Source organism: Kitasatospora griseola (assembly GCF_014648555.1).
Taxonomy (GTDB): domain Bacteria; phylum Actinomycetota; class Actinomycetes; order Streptomycetales; family Streptomycetaceae; genus Kitasatospora; species Kitasatospora griseola.
This window is the reverse complement of record NZ_BMRI01000010.1, coordinates 238,093-253,152: the sequence shown is the minus strand read 5'-3', so window position 1 is coordinate 253,152 and position 15,060 is coordinate 238,093. Positions and strand designations below refer to the sequence as shown.

Here is a 15,060-nt window from a genome sequence, read left to right as displayed (position 1 = left end):
TCAGATGTTTTCCGCTCCGTTTTCCGGAGTTTCATTCATTCCGACTTGCTTTTGCCTTTCGGCGCTCCCGAACTCTAGCAGAGTTATTCGTTCCGCATTTCCGCCCGAAGTTTCGAGACGGTGCGCGACTAATCGCTCAGCAAGGTTTGGGGGGCCGCCTCCCGGTCACGTCCGGTTCAGGCGACTCGGACTACGTTAGGACACCGGGGCGGGCGAGTCAAACATCGAGGGGCCGGATCTGGCTGGATCCGGCCCCTCGATCTGGCTGCCGCAGGTCAACTGCAGTGTGTTTCAAGCCATCCGGCCACTGGTGGTGGCCGGCGAAAACCTGTTGCGCAGCGCTCAGGCGCCGGCGAGTTCGACCGCGGCCAGGTTGCGCTTTCCGCGGCGGAGGACCAGCCAGCGGCCGTGCAGCAGGTCGTCGGAGGTGGCGACGGCCTCCTCGTCGGTGACCTTGGCGTTGTTGAGGTAGGCGCCGCCTTCCTTGATGGTGCGGCGGGCGCCGGAGCGGCTGGGGGCCAGGCCGGATTCGACCAGGAGGTCGACGAGCTGGCCGAGTTCGGCGACGGTGGCCTTGGGGACCTCGGCGAGGGCCGCGGCCAGGGTGTCGGGTTCGAGGTCGGCGAGGTCGCCCTGGCCGAACAGGGCCTTGGAGGCCGCGACGGCGCGCTCGTACTGCTCGGCGCCGTGGACGAGGGTGGTGAGTTCCTCGGCGAGAGCGCGCTGGGCGAGGCGGGCGGCCGGGCGTTCGGCGGTGTCGCGCTCCAGCTGCTCGATCTCCTCGCGGGTGCGGAAGGAGAAGATGCGCAGGAACTTGGCGACGTCCCGGTCGTCCGCGTTCAGCCAGAACTGGTAGAAGGCGTAGGGGGTGGTGAGTTCGGGGTCGAGCCAGACGGTGCCGGACTCGGTCTTGCCGAACTTGGTGCCGTCCGCCTTGGTGATCAGCGGGGTGGCGAGGGCGTGCACGGAGCGGCTCTCGGCCTTGCGGATCAGGTCGGTGCCGGCGGTGAGGTTGCCCCACTGGTCGCTGCCGCCGGTCTGCAGGGTGCAGCCGTAGCGGCGGTTCAGCTCCAGGTAGTCCATGCCCTGCAGGATCTGGTAGCTGAACTCGGTGTAGCTGATGCCCGCGTCGGAGTTGAGCCGACGGGCCACCGCCTCCTTGGCGATCATGTTGTTGACCCGGAAGTACTTGCCGACGTCGCGCAGCAGGCTGATCGCCGACATGCCGGACGTCCAGTCCAGGTTGTTGACCATGCGGGCCGCGTAGGGGCCCTCGAAGTCGAGGAAGCGGGCCACCTGGCCGCGCAGGCGCTCGACCCAGGCAGCCACCGTCTCGGGGGCGTTGAGGACGCGCTCGGCGGTGGGCTTGGGGTCGCCGATCAGGCCGGTGGCTCCGCCGACCAGACCGAGCGGGAGGTTTCCGGCCTGCTGGATGCGGCGCATGGTCAGGATCTGGACCAGGTTGCCGAGGTGCAGGCTGGGCGCGGTCGGATCGAAGCCGCAATAGAACGTGACCGGGCCGTCCGCGAACGCCTTGCGCAGTGCGTCCTCGTCAGTGGACAGGGCGATCAGCCCGCGCCACTGGAGCTCGTCGACGATGTCGGTCACGGTCCCGCGTCTCCTTCGGTCGTGGGTCCGGCGCGGTCGGGCCCGGTGGGCTCGCGCCGGACGGTTCCAGCGGGGTAGAGCCTACGCGGTCGCGGCCTGCGGGTTCGGGGACAGGTCGGTGGGTGGGACGGAAATTCCGTTGTTCGAGGCGGGACGGACCTTCACAGTGGGTGCCACCGCCGACCGGCGGAGCGAGCACCGGAGGTGGCCCGTCATGCGCAACACCCTTGTCCTGAACGCGAGCTACGAACCACTGACCACGGTGCCGCTGCGCCGTGCGGTGGTGCTGGTCCTGCAGGACAAGGCGGTGGTCGAGCAGGCGCATCCACTGCGGGTGGTGCGCGGTTCGGGGGTGCAGGTGCCGGTGCCGCGGGTGATCAGGCTGACCAGGTACGTGCGGGTGCCGTTCCGACAACGGGCTCCGTGGTCGCGGCGGGGTGTGCTGGCGCGGGACCAGCACCGGTGCGCGTACTGCGGTCGGCGGGCCACCACCGTGGACCACCTGGTGCCGCGGTCGCGCGGTGGTGCGGACAGCTGGCTGAACACCGTGGCGGCCTGCGCGGAGGACAACCAGTACAAGGCGGACCGGACGCCGGAACAGGCCGGGATGCGGCTGCTGCAGCGTCCGTTCGAACCGACGCCGGAGGCGACGTTGATGCTCGCGCTCGGGCTGCGGGCGGGTGAGCTCGGAGAGCTCGCCGCCTGGCTGCCTGCGGGCGCGTGAAAGGCCGACGGGCCCGACCTGATCAGGGGACAGGTCGGGCCCGTCGTCGTACGGACGGGGGCCGGCGGGTCAGCTCTTGCTGGTGAACCCGGTGGCGATGCCGAAGTTGGTGGCGACCTCGGGGACGGCGACCACGTGTCCGGCGGTGGTGAAGACCCGGCCGGCGGAGAGCAGCGAGCCGGTGCCCTGCGGGAAGGCGCCGCCCTGGGTCTCCTGCCCGCCGGCCAGCGCGAAGCGGCTGAGGTGGGCGGGCTGGTCGGCGCGTTCGTCGACGACAACCAGCAGGCCGCTGCTGTCGACGCCGGCGGGGCGCGCCCGGCCCTTCTCGGCGATGGGGGTGCGCCACTGCGGCTTGCCGGTGCCCAGGTCGTAGGCGGCGATCGCGGTGGGGCTGCCGCCGCCGTCGGGGACGACCGCGGCGAGCATGGTGGTGCCCTGGAAGTGGACGCCGGGGACGGCGGCGAAGCTGCCGCGGGCGACGTCCAGGCGGCCGCCGCCCTCGACGGCGAGCGGGATCTCGACGCCGGGGTCGCCGTTGGCGCCCCAGGCGAAGACCCGGTCGTCGGCGGGCCGGCTGCCGGTGGTGAGGACGACGGCGGGCTCGGCGGAGAGCACTGTGACGGTCGTCGGCTGGTTGTTGAGGCCGCGCCAGTACTTGACCTTGCCGTCGGACACGTTCAGCGCGACGGCCTGCGGGCCCGGAGTGGAGTCGGCGCAGTTGCTGTGCAGCAGGACGGTGGTGGGGCCGGAGCTGCCGGAGAGGGTGCAGTACTTGCCCTGGCCGGTGTACTGCCAGGCCTCGGCGCCGTCGTTGGCGGCCCAGGCGGCGGCCTTGTCGTCGCCGACCGCGATCACCTTGTCGTCGGTGACGGCGACGTGGGCGGCGTACTTCCCCTTGGTGTCGGACAGCGTCTTCGACCAGGTGATCTTTCCGGCCTTGGTGTCGACGGCGACGGCGGTGCTGCACGGGCCGTTCGGGTCGGCGGCGGGCCGGTAGACCACGGCGCCGATGCCGCCGGAGTTGACGCTCGGGGACAGTCCGCAGGGGACGGCGCCGTCGGCGGGCGGGGCGAGCGTCCAGCCGGGCTTGCCGTCGGCGAGGCTGTAGGCGTGCACGCCGGTGGCGTCGGCGCGGACGACCGCGTCGGCGAGCAGCCAGCTGCCGACCAGGGTGTCGTCAGCGCCCTGGGCTCCGGCGGCGGCGGTCCAGGCCTTGGTGTGGGCGACCGCGATGTTCTGGGGGACGCCCTGGGCGCCCTTGTCGGCGGCCGGCTTTCCGCCGTCGCTGTCGGAGGTGGCCAGCACGGCGGCGGTGCCCAGCACGGCGAGTGCGGCGACGCCGGCGCCTATCCGGATGGCGAGGCCGCGCTTGCTGGGCGCGCCGGGCCCGGAGGTGATGGCGGCTCGGGCCCGGGCGGCGAGGCCGCCGGCCGCCGGCCGGTCGTCCGCCGACGTGTCGTCATCGGCGGTGCGGGTGACGGGAGTTGAGGTGCCGTCGGCACCGGGCGCGAACGGGTCGGCGGCGCTGGTCTGCGGGTAGCCGGTCGCGGTGACCGGGCTCGCCCCGGCGGCGGGCTGCTCGAACGCGCCCGGCGTCGGCGGCTTCTCCGGCTGCGCGAACGGGTCGGCGGGGGCGTACAGCTGCTGGGCGGCAGGGTCGGCGTACGCGTCGGGCTGCGGGTAGCCGCCGTAGGCCTGCTGCTGGTCGGCGTAGAGCTGCTGCTGACCGTAGGTCTGCTGGTCGACCCAGCCCTCCGGGTAGCCCTGCTGCTGACCGTACGCCTGGGCGTAGTCCTGCTGCTGGTAGGGCTGGTCGGGGCGGCCGTAGAGCTGCTGCTGGGCGGCCGGGTCCACCTGCCCCCCGGGCTGCGGGTAGCCGCCGTAGGCCTGCTGCTGCTCGGCGTAGGCCTGCTGCTCACCGTGGACCGGCTGCTGCCCGTACGTCTGCTGCTCGCCGTAGGACGGCTGCGGCTGGGGGTACCAGGGCTGCTGCTGGTCGTACCCGGGGGTCGTGGAGGGTTCCTGAGCCATGCGTTCCGTCCGTCCCGACTGCGGTCTGGCAAGCAGCCAGCATCTCACGCTTCGTGGGCGGGTTTTGGCCGGGGCGCGGGGGGGGTGGGTCAGGAGGCGGTGTCGAGGGCCTGGTCGATCAGGTGGGCGAGGGTGAAGTCGAGGCCGGTCAGGCCGCCCGCGCTGTGGGTGCTGAGGACGAAGGTGAGGGTGCGCCAGCGGATGTCGATGTCGGGGTGGTGGTCGAGGGCTTCGGCCTGTTCGGCGACGGCGTCGACGACCTTGATCGCGGTGGGGAAGCTCGCGGTCTCGGCGGTGCGGGTGAGGGCCTCGCCGGTGCGGGTCCAGTGCGGGAGGTCGGCGAGGGCGGCGGTGATCTGGTCCTCGGTGAGGCGGGTGCGGCTCATGGCGTTCTCCGTCCGGGTGGTGCGGCGGCTGTCGGGCCGAGCCTACGACGGGTCAGAGGAACAGCAGCTTGGTGACGGCGGCGAGTCCGACCACGACGATCAGGGTGCGCAGGGCGATCGGCGGGAGACGGCGGCCGACCTTGGCGCCGAGCAGGCCGCCGAGGGTGGAGCCGACGGCGATCAGGGCGGCGGCGGTCCAGTCGACGGTGGAGGTGAAGACGAAGAAGACCGCGGCGACGCCGTTGACGATCAGCGCGAGGACGTTCTTGATGCCGTTGATCGTCTGCAGGCTGTCGGGGAGCAGCATGCCCATCAGGGCGAGCAGCAGGACGCCCTGGGCGGCGCCGAAGTAGCCGCCGTAGACGCCGGTGAGGGCGATCAGCAGGAGCAGCAGCGGGCCGCCGTCGGTGGCGGGCGGCAGGGTGCCGGCGGCGCGGCGGGCGGCCATCGCGCGGGCGACCCGGGGTTGCAGGACGACCAGGACCAGCGCGGTGAGGATGAGGACGGGCACCACGGCGTCGAACGCGCCGGGGAGCACGATCAGCAGGGCGGCGCCGACGAGTCCGCCGGTCAGTGAGGCGGTGCCGTAGCGGAGCAGTCGGCGGCTCTGGCCGGCGAGTTCGGCGCGGTAGCCGATCGCGCCGGCGAGTGAGCCGGGGGCCAGGCCGAGGGTGTTGGAGACGTTGGCGGTGACGGGGGGCAGGCCGATGGCGAGCAGCACGGGGAAGGTGATCAGGGTGCCGGAGCCGACGATGGCGTTGATGGTGCCGGCGGCGGTTCCGGCGAGCAGGACGGCGAGTGCCTCCCACATCGTCATCTGCGTTCCCCTCGTTGGCTGCTGTCGGGCCGGTCGATCATGCCGGAGGGCGCGGCGTTTGGCCAGGGGCGGTCCGCGATGCGATCGGGCCCTCAACATGCCCGCAGGCCCCGTCCGTTGGTTCGGGCGGGGCCTGCGGGGATGGGGCCGGACTACTCGTCGATCTTCGGGTACTCGCGGGTGGGCTCGACCCGGGGGCGGAGGGTCTTGTCGGTGTCCACCGGGCGCGGGGCGTTGGCGGGGTCGACCGGGACGCGGGCGGCGGTCGGCGGGACGACCGGGGCCGCGCCGTTGCCGCCGCCGGTCGCGCCCTGGAACGCGCCGCCGAGGCCCTTGAGCGCGTCGCCGACCTCGCTGGGGATGATCCACAGCTTGTTGGCGTCGCCCTTGGCGAGCTCCGGCAGGGTCTGCAGGTACTGGTAGGCGAGCAGCTTCTGGTCGGCGTCGCCCTCGTGGATGGCCTCGAAGACGGTGCGGATCGCGGCGGCCTCACCGTCGGCCTTCAGCACCGCGGCCTGGGCCTCGCCCTCGGCCTGGAGGACGGCGGCCTGCTTCTCACCCTCGGCGCGCAGGATCTGGGCCTGCCGGGCGCCTTCGGCGGTGAGGATGGCGGCGCGCTTGTCACGGTCGGCGCGCATCTGCTTCTCCATCGAGTCCTGGATGGAGGTCGGCGGCTCGATCGCCTTGAGCTCGACCCGGTTGACCCGGATGCCCCAGCGGCCGGTGGCCTCGTCGAGGACGCCGCGCAGACCGGCGTTGATGACCTCGCGGGAGGTCAGGGTGGACTCCAGGTCCATGGAGCCGATGATGTTGCGCAGCGTGGTGACGGTGAGCTGCTCGATGGCCTGGATGTAGCTGGCCACCTCGTAGGTCGCGGCCCGCGGGTCGGTCACCTGGTAGTAGATGACGGTGTCGATGTTGACGACCAGGTTGTCCGAGGTGATGACCGGCTGCGGCGGGAACGGGACGACCTGCTCGCGCAGGTCGATCCGGTTGCGGATGGTGTCGATGAACGGCACCACGATGTTCAGGCCGGCGCTGAGAGTGCGGGTGTAGCGGCCGAAGCGCTCCACGATCGCGGCGCTGGCCTGCGGAATCACCTGGATCGTCTTGATCAGGGCGATGAAGGCCACCACGACCAGGACGATCAGCACGATGAGGACGGGTTCCAACGCTTCTCCCCTAGACGACCAGGGCGGTCGCGCCCTGGATTTCGACGACGTCGACCTGCTGGCCGGGCTCGAAGACCGAGCCCGGGTGGAGCGCCCGGGCGGACCAGATCTCGCCGTTGAGCTTGATCCGGCCGCCCTCCCCTCCGTCGACGGTTTCCTGTACCACTGCGGTGGCGCCGGTCAGCGCCTCCACGCCCGTGCGGTACCCCGGGCCCTGCTTCAACTGGCGGTAGGCGATCGGCCGGACGAACAGCAGGAGCGCCGCCGACACTCCGACGAACACCAGGAACTGCGGAACCACGCCGCCGCCCAGGCCGGCCGTCAGGGCGGCCGCGCCGGCGCCGACCGCGAACATCGCGAATTCGGGCATCGCGGTCGCCACCAGCGGAATGCCCAGGCCGACTGCGAGCAGCAGCCACCAGATCCAGCCGTCCACGCGTCCATCCTAGGGAAGTCTGAGCTCTTCAGGCGTAGCTTCCCGCAGCTGGGGGTGCGGAAACCGGCCAGGTGTGCGACCGGTCCCGTCTGCGTATCGGATCCGGCCGTCAGCCGAGCGGCAGGCCGTGCGCGGTCCAGCGGTCGCCGCGCTGCTCCAGGGTCAGCGGCAGGCCGAAGCAGTGCGAGAGGTTGCGGGCGGTGAGGGTACTCCCGATCGGCCCGGCAGTCATGACCTTGCCCTGGCGGATCATCAGGACGTGGGTCATGCCGGGGACGATCTCCTCCACGTGGTGGGTGACCATCACCATGGAAGGCGCGTACTCGTCCTGGGCGAGCGCGGCGAGGCGGCGCACCAGGTCCTCGCGGCCGCCGAGGTCGAGGCCGGCGGCGGGCTCGTCCAGCAGCAGCAGTTCGGGGTCGGTCATCAGGGCGCGGGCGATCAGGGTGCGCTTGCGCTCGCCCTCGGAGAGGGTGCCGAACTTGCGCGTGGTGAAGGCGGCCATGCCGAGCCGGTCGAGCAGCGCCAGGGCGCGGGCCTCGTCGGGCTTCTCGTAGGTCTCCTTGCCGTGCACGGTCAGGCCCCAGGCGGCGGTCAGCACCGTCTCCAGCACGGTCTGGTTGCCCGGCAGCTTGTCGAACATGGCGGCGCTGGCGAGGCCGATCCGGGCCCGCTGCTCGAACACGTCGATCTCGTCGAGCTTCTCGCCGAGCACGACGGCCTGGCCCGAGCTCGGGAACAGGTACGCGCCGGCGATCTGGAGCAGCGTCGTCTTGCCCGCGCCGTTCGGTCCGAGCACCACCCAGCGCTCGCCCTCCTTGACCGTCCAGGACACGTGATCGACGAGCGCGCGTCCCTCCCGGACCACGGAAACGTCCACCAGCTCCAGAACGTCGCTCATGCCTACGCCTTCCCCAAATGCAAGAATCCGGCCGTCCGTGGAACCTGCGCGAAGGTCCTCGGGGTGCGGTCCAACCTGTGTCAGGCCAAACCTACGCCACCCGCCCCGCCCGGTTGTCCGTAGGCTGGTCCGATGCTCGCGACTCCTGCCGACAATCCGTACCAAGAGCCCCGTTCGGGGCGGCTCACCGCGTGGGGCAACGCGCTGCTGGCCGGCGCCTGCTCCCCCGACGACGCGGCGACGGCCGTCCAGGGCACGGACGACGCCCACCGGGTGACCGGCCTGCCCGGCGACGAACCGGACGCGCTGCACGGCCTCACCTGGGCGCTGGGCAGGCTCCGCGTGCTGGGCGCGAAGGGCCTGCGGCTGGCGCTGCCGGTGGCCGGGCACCCGCTGGGGCTGACCGGGCCGCCGGCCTTCAACGCGCTGGCGCTGGGCGCCGGGGAGGCGGTCCTCGCGGTGGGCGTCCCGTACGGGCTGGTGCCGGAGGTCGAGGTGTACGGCCCGGAGGGCGACCAGGGCGTGCGAGTGCTGTGGCAGTGCCTGCCGGTCAACGACGCGCTGCCCGCGGACGTGCCCTCGCTGTACGAGGCGGAGCGCGAACTCGCGGACGGGCTGCGGCAGGCCACCGTCCTGCTGACCCGTCTGGACGTGGCCGGCGCCGGGCCGGAGACGCTGCGCGCCCTGGAGGGCTTCCGCCGCCGCGGCCACCGCGAGCTGCTCGCCCCGGGCTACCCGCCGCGCGCGGTGCGGGTGCTGGAGTCGGCCCGGCAGGTGTCGGCGCTGCTCGGGATCGCCGCGGGCGGCCACGGCGCGGCGGTCTCCGCGTCCGAGATGGCGTCCCGGCGGGAGATCCTCGCCCCGCTGGACCGCACTGCCCGCCGGGCCCAGGTGGCGGCGTACAACGCGATCGTGGACGAGCGCGACTGAAGGACCGTCAGGACTGGTTGCGGACCGCCCACAGCGCGGCCTGGGTGCGGTCCGCGACGTCCAGCTTCATCAGGATGTTCGACACGTGAGTTTTGACCGTCTTCTCGCTCAGGTGCAGCGCACGGGCGATCTCCCGGTTGGAGCGGCCGTCGGCGAGGTGCGAGAGCACCTCGCGCTCGCGGTCGGTGAGGCTGCCGCCGCGGCCCTGCGAGGGGGCGGGGACGTCCTCGGCGAGGAGTGCGGCGGCCAGTTCGGGCTGCAGCAGGACGTGGCCGGCGTGCACCGAGCGGATCGCCCCGGCCAGCGCCTCCGGGTCGACGTCCTTGTACACGTAGCCGGCCGCGCCGGCCCGCAGGGCGGGGACCATGGTGCGGTGCTCGGTGAAGCTGGTGACGATCAGCACCTTGGCCGGATTGGCCTGTTCGCGCAGCAGGCGCAGGGCCTCGATGCCGTCCACCCGGGGCATCTTGAGGTCCATCAGCACCACGTCGGGGGCGAGCTCGCCGGCCCGTTCGACGGCTTCCGCGCCGTCGGCGGCCTCGCCGACCACCTCGATGTCGTCCTGCACCTCCAGGAAGGTGCGCAGGCCGCGCCGGACCACCTGGTGGTCGTCCACCAGCAGCACGCGGATCGGTGACGTGGTGTCAGGCACCGGGGACCTCCAGTTCGACCAGGGTGCCCCGGCCCGGGGCGGACTCCAGGGACAGTCGGCCGCCGACCGCGGCGGCCCGGTCGCGCATCGACACCAGGCCCAGGTGGCGGCCGGCCCGGCGGACCGATTCGGGGTCGAAGCCGCGGCCGTCGTCGGCGACGGTCAGCCGGACGCCGCGGCCCGGTGTGCCGGTGAGGGTGACGGTGACGGACGCCGCCCCGGCGTGCCGCAGCGCGTTGTGCAGGGCCTCCTGGGCGACCCGCAGCACCGCCGCCTCCTGGCCGGCGGGCAGCGCGCGCACGCCGGTCGCGGTGAACCGCACGGCGGCGCTGTGCGCCCGGTCGAGGACCTGGGTCTGCGAGGCGAGGGTGGCGACCAGGCCGTCCTCCTCCAGCGCGGCGGGGCGCAGCTCGACCACCACGGCGCGCAGTTCGTCGGCGGCCTCGGCGGCCAGCCGGGCGACCTCGGCGAGGTTGTCGCGGGCCCGTGCGGGGTCGCGTTCGACCAGGGTGGCGGCGGCCCGGGCGGTGAGGCGCAGCGAGAAGAGCTTCTGCGAGACGGCGTCGTGCAGGTCGTGGGCGATCCGGGCGCGTTCGCCGGACAGCGTGAGTTCGCGGCTGCGTTCGTAGAGCCGGGCGTTGCCGAGGGCGAGCGCCGCGTGGGCGACCAGGATCCGCAGCAGGGCCTCGTCGTGCTCGGTGAAGCCGCCGGGCTTGTTGGCCAGGAACAGGGCGCCGGCGATCTCGTCCTCGTCCATGATCGGCATGCCGAGGAAGTCGGTCATGTCGGGGTGCGCCTCCGGCCAGCCGCCGAAGTCGGGCGCGGTGTGGACGTCCTTGAGCCGGGTGGGTTCGCGGTCGTGCAGCATCGAGGCGAGCACGCCGTGCTGGCGGGGCAGCGGGCCGATCGTCCGCCACTGCTCGTCGCTGACGCCGTCCACCACGAACTGGGCGAAGCCGCCGTGGTCGTCGGGCAGGCCGAGGGCGGCGTACTCGGCGCCGAGCAGGGTGCGTGCGGAGGCGGTGATCCGGCGCAGCACCTCGCGCACTTCGAGCGGTCGGCTCATCGCCAGTACGGCGGCGCTGACCGCTTCGATCCCCTCCAGCGAGGGGTCGCACCCGGGACTGTCCATGCGGCCACGCTACCGCCGCGATCATGGCGGGCGCCTCGGGCGGGGGACCTACGTCGAAGGGCCGGGGAGCGTGTGCTCCCCGGCCCGTTCCGATCGGGCGGTCAGCCCTTCTGCATGACTTCGGGCTCGTGGCGCTTCTGGAAGCGCTGGATGGCGAAGGCCAGGCCGACGGAGATGGCGATCATCATGAACCAGTTGAGGAACATGATCCCGGCGGAGTGGTTCCACAGGGTGTCGTACGGGCCGGTCTCCGGGGGCTTGACCACCACGACCGGGGAGATGTGCGCCAGGTCGAGGGTGTTGCCGCTGGCGGCGACGCCCCAGCGGGCGGGCATCAGCCAGGCGAACTGCTCCAGGCCGGGCTTGTCGAAGAGCTGGAAGATCGCGCCGGTGAACACCATCTGCACGATCGCGAACATCACCAGCAACGGCATGGTCTTCTCGGCGGTCTTCACCAGCGAGGAGATCGCCAGGCCGACCATCATCGAGGTGAAGCTGAGCAGGATCACGCCGATCGCCATCTCGGCGGCCGGCAGGTGCTTGAGCAGCAGGCCCTCGGCGGGCAGCGTGCGGACCTTGAACGCGATGGCGGAGATGATGCCGCCCTGCAGGAAGCTGATCGCGCCCAGCACGATGATCTTCGACATCAGGTACGCCGTCCGGGACAGGCCGGTGGCGCGTTCCCGTTCGTAGATCGCCCGTTCCTTGATCAGCTCGCGGACGGAGTTCGCCGAGCCGGACAGGCACGCGGAGAACGCGACCACCATCAGGATCAGCCGGGCCACGTCGTTGCGGCCGTTGCTGGCGCAGGGCGCCAGGCCGCACTTGTCGGGGATCACCGCGGAGACCGCGCCGAGCACCAGTGGCAGCAGCAGGGACAGCAGGATGAAGCCCCGGTCGGAGGCGATCACCGCCAGGTAGCGGCGGATCAGCGTCCACAGCTGGGAGCCCCAGCTCTGCGGCTTCGGCGGGCGCAGCTGGGGGAGCGCGTTGGGCTGGACGTGGGTGACGGCGGCGTCCACGTTCGCCGAGTACTGCTGGTGGTGCACCGAGTTGCGGTAGCGGCCGGCCCAGTCGTGGTCGGGGTAGTTCTCGAAGGCCTGGAAGACGTCCGCCCAGGTCTCGTAGCCGAAGAAGTGCAGGGCCTCCGCGGGCGGGCCGAAGTAGGCCACCGAGCCGCCCGGGGCCATCACCAACAGCCGGTCGCAGAGCGCGAGTTCGGCCACCGAGTGGGTGACCACCAGGACGGTGCGGCCGTCGTCGGCGAGACCGCGCAGGGTCTGCATGACCTCGCGGTCCATGCCCGGGTCGAGGCCCGAGGTCGGCTCGTCCAGGAAGATCAGCGACGGCTTGGTGAGCAGCTCCAGCGCCACCGAGACGCGCTTCTGCTGACCGCCGGAGAGCGCGGTGATCCGGTTGTCGGCGCGCTTGTCCAGGCGCAGCTCGTACAGCACCTCGTCGATCCGGCGCTGGCGCTCGGCGGCCTCGGTGTCGCCGGGGAAGCGCAGCCGGGCGGCGTACTTGAGGGCAGTGCGGACGGTGAGTTCCTTGTGCAGGATCTCGGACTGCGGCACCAGGCCGATCCGGGAGCGCAGTTCGGCGAACTGCCGGTACAGGTTGCGGCCGTCGTACAGCACGTCGCCGCGGTCGGCGGGCCGGTAGCCGGTGAGGGCGCGCAGCAGGGTGGACTTGCCGGAGCCGGACGGGCCGATCACCGCGACCAGCGACTTCTCCGGGACGGCGAACGAGACGTCGTTGAGCAGCGTCTTCTTGCCGCCCTTGAAGTCGACCTCGACGGTCAGGTGGTGGGCGGAGAAGGTGACGGCGCCGTTGTCGACGAACTCCTGCAGCTGGTCGCCGACCAGCACGAAGGAGGAGTGGCCGACGGTCAGCCGGTCCTGCGGGCCCATCAGCTGGCGGCGCGTCGGCTGGCCGTTCAGGAAGATCCCGTTGTGGCTGCCGAGGTCGACGATCTCCCACTGGTTGCCCGGCAGTTGGCGCAGTTCGGCGTGGTGCCGGGAGACCTGGAGGTCGGACACCACGATGTCGTTGTCCAGCGCGCGGCCGATCCGGATGGTCCGCCCGCCGCTCAGGCTGCGGACCATGGTCGGGCTGCCGAGCCCGCCGGCCGGCCCGGGCTGCTGCGGCGGCGCCGGGTGGTGCTGCTGCACGGGCGCGGGCGGCTGCTGGAACTGCTGCTGCACGGGCGGCTGCTGCTGGAACTGCGGCGGGACGGGCGCGCCGCCGCCCTGCGCGGGGAAGCCCTGCTGCTGTTGCTGCGGGAAACCCTGCTGCGGCGGCGGGAAGCCCTGCTGCTGCGGGAAGCCGGGCCGCGGGGTGGGCGCGTCCCAGCTCTGCGGGATCGGCTGCTCGACCGGCGGCGGCCGGTGGCCGGGCCGGGCGGCCGGGCCGGGGCCGAACGACGGCTGCTGGACCGGCGGCTGCTGCTGGAACGGCGGTTGGGCCTGCGGGCCGGGGGCCCGGCCGGTGACGGCCTCGTGCAGCGGGCCGGGCTGTACGGGCGCGGCCGCGGCGGCGGGCGCGGTGAAGGCCAGCCGGGGACCGTTCTGGCCGTTGCCGAGGTGCACCACGGTGCCGGGGTGCAGGGCGGTCCGCTCGACCCGGGCGCCGGCCACGAAGGTGCCGTTGGTGGAGCCGTGGTCAGTGAACAGCCACGCCGTGCCCTCGAAGCCGATGGTGGCGTGCCGCCAGGAGACCCTGGCGTCGTCGAACGGGAAGTCCGACGCCGGGTCACGGCCGATGGTGTAGGCGCGGCCGGGTTCCAATACCCGCTGCCGGCCGTCGATTTCAAGTACGAGTTGCGGCAACTCTCCGCCCGCCCCGCTCTCCGGTCCCCCAGGATGTTGCATCTGACGGGGGGAATCATTCCAGCCGGGGCAGTGGGCCCGGAAGCCGGGACACGGTTCTGTGACCGCCCGGCTACCGCTCGCGGACCTGGCGAGGTGTCCGCCGGGCGTCCCACGAGCCGGACGCGGGCGGCTCGCGCGGGGAGGCTCCGGGTAGCGTGGGGGCACCATGAACGCAACAGATCCGGCCGCTCAGGCCCTTTCCGCCGCGCCGCCCGTGAGTACCGACACCGAGCGAACGCTGCTGGTCAAGGTGTTCGGCAAGGACCGCCCCGGCATCACCGCGGGCCTGTTCACCCAGCTCGCCGGTTTCGGGGTCGAGGTGATCGACATCGAGCAGGTCGTCACCCGTGGCCGGATAACGCTGTGCGCACTGGTCACTCCCCCGCCCGCGCCGGGTGCCGAGGGCGCCCTGCGGGTGACGGTGCACCGCTGGGCCGAGGAGCACCGGCTGCAGGCCGAGATCATCTCCGGCACCGGCGACAACCGCCCGCGCCGGGAGGGCCGTTCGCACGTCACGGTGCTCGGCCACCCGCTGACCGCGTCCGCGGTGGCGGCGCTGTCCGCCCGGGTCTCGGAGGCCGGCGGCAACATCGACCGGGTGTTCCGCCTGGCCAAGTACCCCGTGACGGCGGTGGAGCTGACCATCTCCGGTGTGCCGACCGAGGAACTGCGCGCGGTGCTGGCGGCGGAGGCCGCCGTGCAGCGGGTGGACATCGCGGTGGTCCGTTCGGGGCTGCACCGGCGGGCCAAGCGCCTGGTGGTGATGGACGTCGACTCCACGCTGATCCAGGACGAGGTGATCGAGCTGTTCGCCGCCCACGCGGGCTGCGAGGCGGAGGTCGCCGAGGTGACGGCGCAGGCGATGCGCGGCGAACTGGACTTCGCCGAGTCGCTGCGCGCCCGGGTGGCGCTGCTGGCGGGCCTGGACGCGACGGTCACCGAGAAGGTCCGCTCGGAGGTCCGGCTCACCCCCGGCGCCCGGACCCTGATCCGCACCCTGAAGCGGCTCGGCTACCAGGTGGCGATCGTCTCCGGCGGTTTCACCCAGGTCACCGAGCACCTGGTGGAGCGCCTGGGCCTGGACTTCGCGGCCGCCAACACCCTGGAGGTGGTGGACGGGAAGTTCACCGGCCGGGTCACCGGCGAGATCGTCGACCGGGCCGGCAAGGCCCGCTGGCTGGCCCGGTTCGCCGAGCAGGCCGGGGTGCCGCTGGAGCAGACGGTGGCGATCGGCGACGGCGCCAACGACCTGGACATGCTGAACGCGGCGGGCCTGGGCGTGGCGTTCAACGCCAAGCCGGTGGTCCGCGAGCAGGCCGACACCGCGGTGAACGTGCCCTTCCTGGACACCGTGCTGTACCTGCTGGGCGTCACCCGCGAGGAGGTCGAGGCGGCCGACGA

Annotated in this window: 13 protein-coding genes; 3 read left to right on the top strand and 10 right to left on the bottom strand. The window is 72.5% G+C overall.

Annotation, left to right across the window (positions count from 1 at the left end; all coding sequences use genetic code 11):
* Nucleotides 1–342: 342 nt before the first annotated feature.
* Nucleotides 343–1,608, bottom strand: coding sequence for a tyrosine--tRNA ligase (gene tyrS / locus IEZ12_RS15950; protein WP_100589509.1), 1,266 nt, complete (start codon nucleotides 1,606–1,608; stop codon nucleotides 343–345).
* Nucleotides 1,609–1,822: 214 nt separating this feature from the next.
* Between tyrS and IEZ12_RS15945 the strand changes: the two genes are divergently transcribed.
* On the top strand, nucleotides 1,823–2,332 hold the full coding sequence (locus IEZ12_RS15945; RefSeq protein WP_189272627.1) for an HNH endonuclease: 510 nt from the start codon (nucleotides 1,823–1,825) through the stop codon (nucleotides 2,330–2,332).
* A 69-nt stretch (nucleotides 2,333–2,401) separates the two neighbouring features.
* Here IEZ12_RS15945 and IEZ12_RS15940 read toward each other — a convergent pair whose 3' ends face one another.
* The 6 genes from IEZ12_RS15940 to IEZ12_RS15915 form a co-directional block, all read right to left on the bottom strand.
* Nucleotides 2,402–4,363 carry an outer membrane protein assembly factor BamB family protein gene (locus IEZ12_RS15940; protein ID WP_189272626.1) on the bottom strand — a complete coding sequence of 654 codons (1,962 nt, stop codon included), beginning with the start codon at nucleotides 4,361–4,363 and terminating at the stop codon, nucleotides 2,402–2,404.
* 89 nt (nucleotides 4,364–4,452) lie between these two features.
* A complete protein-coding gene (locus IEZ12_RS15935; protein ID WP_043910214.1) occupies nucleotides 4,453–4,749 on the bottom strand; it encodes a 4a-hydroxytetrahydrobiopterin dehydratase in 297 nt (98 codons plus the stop codon).
* 52 nt (nucleotides 4,750–4,801) lie between these two features.
* Nucleotides 4,802–5,566 carry a sulfite exporter TauE/SafE family protein gene (locus IEZ12_RS15930; RefSeq protein ID WP_189272625.1) on the bottom strand — a complete coding sequence of 255 codons (765 nt, stop codon included), beginning with the start codon at nucleotides 5,564–5,566 and terminating at the stop codon, nucleotides 4,802–4,804.
* 152 nt (nucleotides 5,567–5,718) lie between these two features.
* Nucleotides 5,719–6,723 carry an SPFH domain-containing protein gene (locus IEZ12_RS15925; RefSeq protein ID WP_373295483.1) on the bottom strand — a complete coding sequence of 335 codons (1,005 nt, stop codon included), beginning with the start codon at nucleotides 6,721–6,723 and terminating at the stop codon, nucleotides 5,719–5,721.
* Between the two features lie 25 nt (nucleotides 6,724–6,748).
* Complete coding sequence (locus IEZ12_RS15920; RefSeq protein WP_043912353.1) at nucleotides 6,749–7,162, bottom strand: NfeD family protein; 414 nt, start codon at nucleotides 7,160–7,162, stop codon at nucleotides 6,749–6,751.
* A 121-nt stretch (nucleotides 7,163–7,283) separates the two neighbouring features.
* Complete coding sequence (locus IEZ12_RS15915) at nucleotides 7,284–8,075, bottom strand: ABC transporter ATP-binding protein (protein WP_189272624.1); 792 nt, start codon at nucleotides 8,073–8,075, stop codon at nucleotides 7,284–7,286.
* Between the two features lie 132 nt (nucleotides 8,076–8,207).
* Here IEZ12_RS15915 and IEZ12_RS15910 point away from each other — a divergent pair, with 132 nt between their 5' ends.
* Complete coding sequence (locus IEZ12_RS15910) at nucleotides 8,208–9,005, top strand: Rv1486c family protein (protein WP_189272623.1); 798 nt, start codon at nucleotides 8,208–8,210, stop codon at nucleotides 9,003–9,005.
* Nucleotides 9,006–9,012: 7 nt separating this feature from the next.
* Here the strand turns inward: IEZ12_RS15910 and IEZ12_RS15905 are convergent, their stop codons facing one another.
* The 3 genes from IEZ12_RS15905 to IEZ12_RS15895 all read right to left on the bottom strand — a co-directional run bounded on the left by IEZ12_RS15905 (nucleotide 9,013) and on the right by IEZ12_RS15895 (nucleotide 13,659).
* Nucleotides 9,013–9,657: a response regulator gene (locus IEZ12_RS15905; RefSeq protein WP_189272622.1), complete on the bottom strand. Its 645-nt coding sequence runs from the start codon at nucleotides 9,655–9,657 to the stop codon at nucleotides 9,013–9,015.
* Nucleotides 9,650–10,789, bottom strand: a complete 1,140-nt coding sequence (locus IEZ12_RS15900) for a GAF domain-containing sensor histidine kinase (protein WP_189272621.1) — start codon at nucleotides 10,787–10,789, stop codon at nucleotides 9,650–9,652. Before IEZ12_RS15900 ends, IEZ12_RS15905 begins: the two co-directional genes overlap by 8 nt.
* Nucleotides 10,790–10,890: 101 nt before the next feature.
* Nucleotides 10,891–13,659, bottom strand: a complete 2,769-nt coding sequence (locus IEZ12_RS15895; RefSeq protein ID WP_229847575.1) for an FHA domain-containing protein — start codon at nucleotides 13,657–13,659, stop codon at nucleotides 10,891–10,893.
* Nucleotides 13,660–13,825: 166 nt separating this feature from the next.
* Between IEZ12_RS15895 and serB the strand changes: the two genes are divergently transcribed.
* On the top strand, nucleotides 13,826–15,060 hold a 1,235-nt coding region (gene serB, locus IEZ12_RS15890; RefSeq protein ID WP_229847574.1), incomplete at its 3' end, for a phosphoserine phosphatase SerB.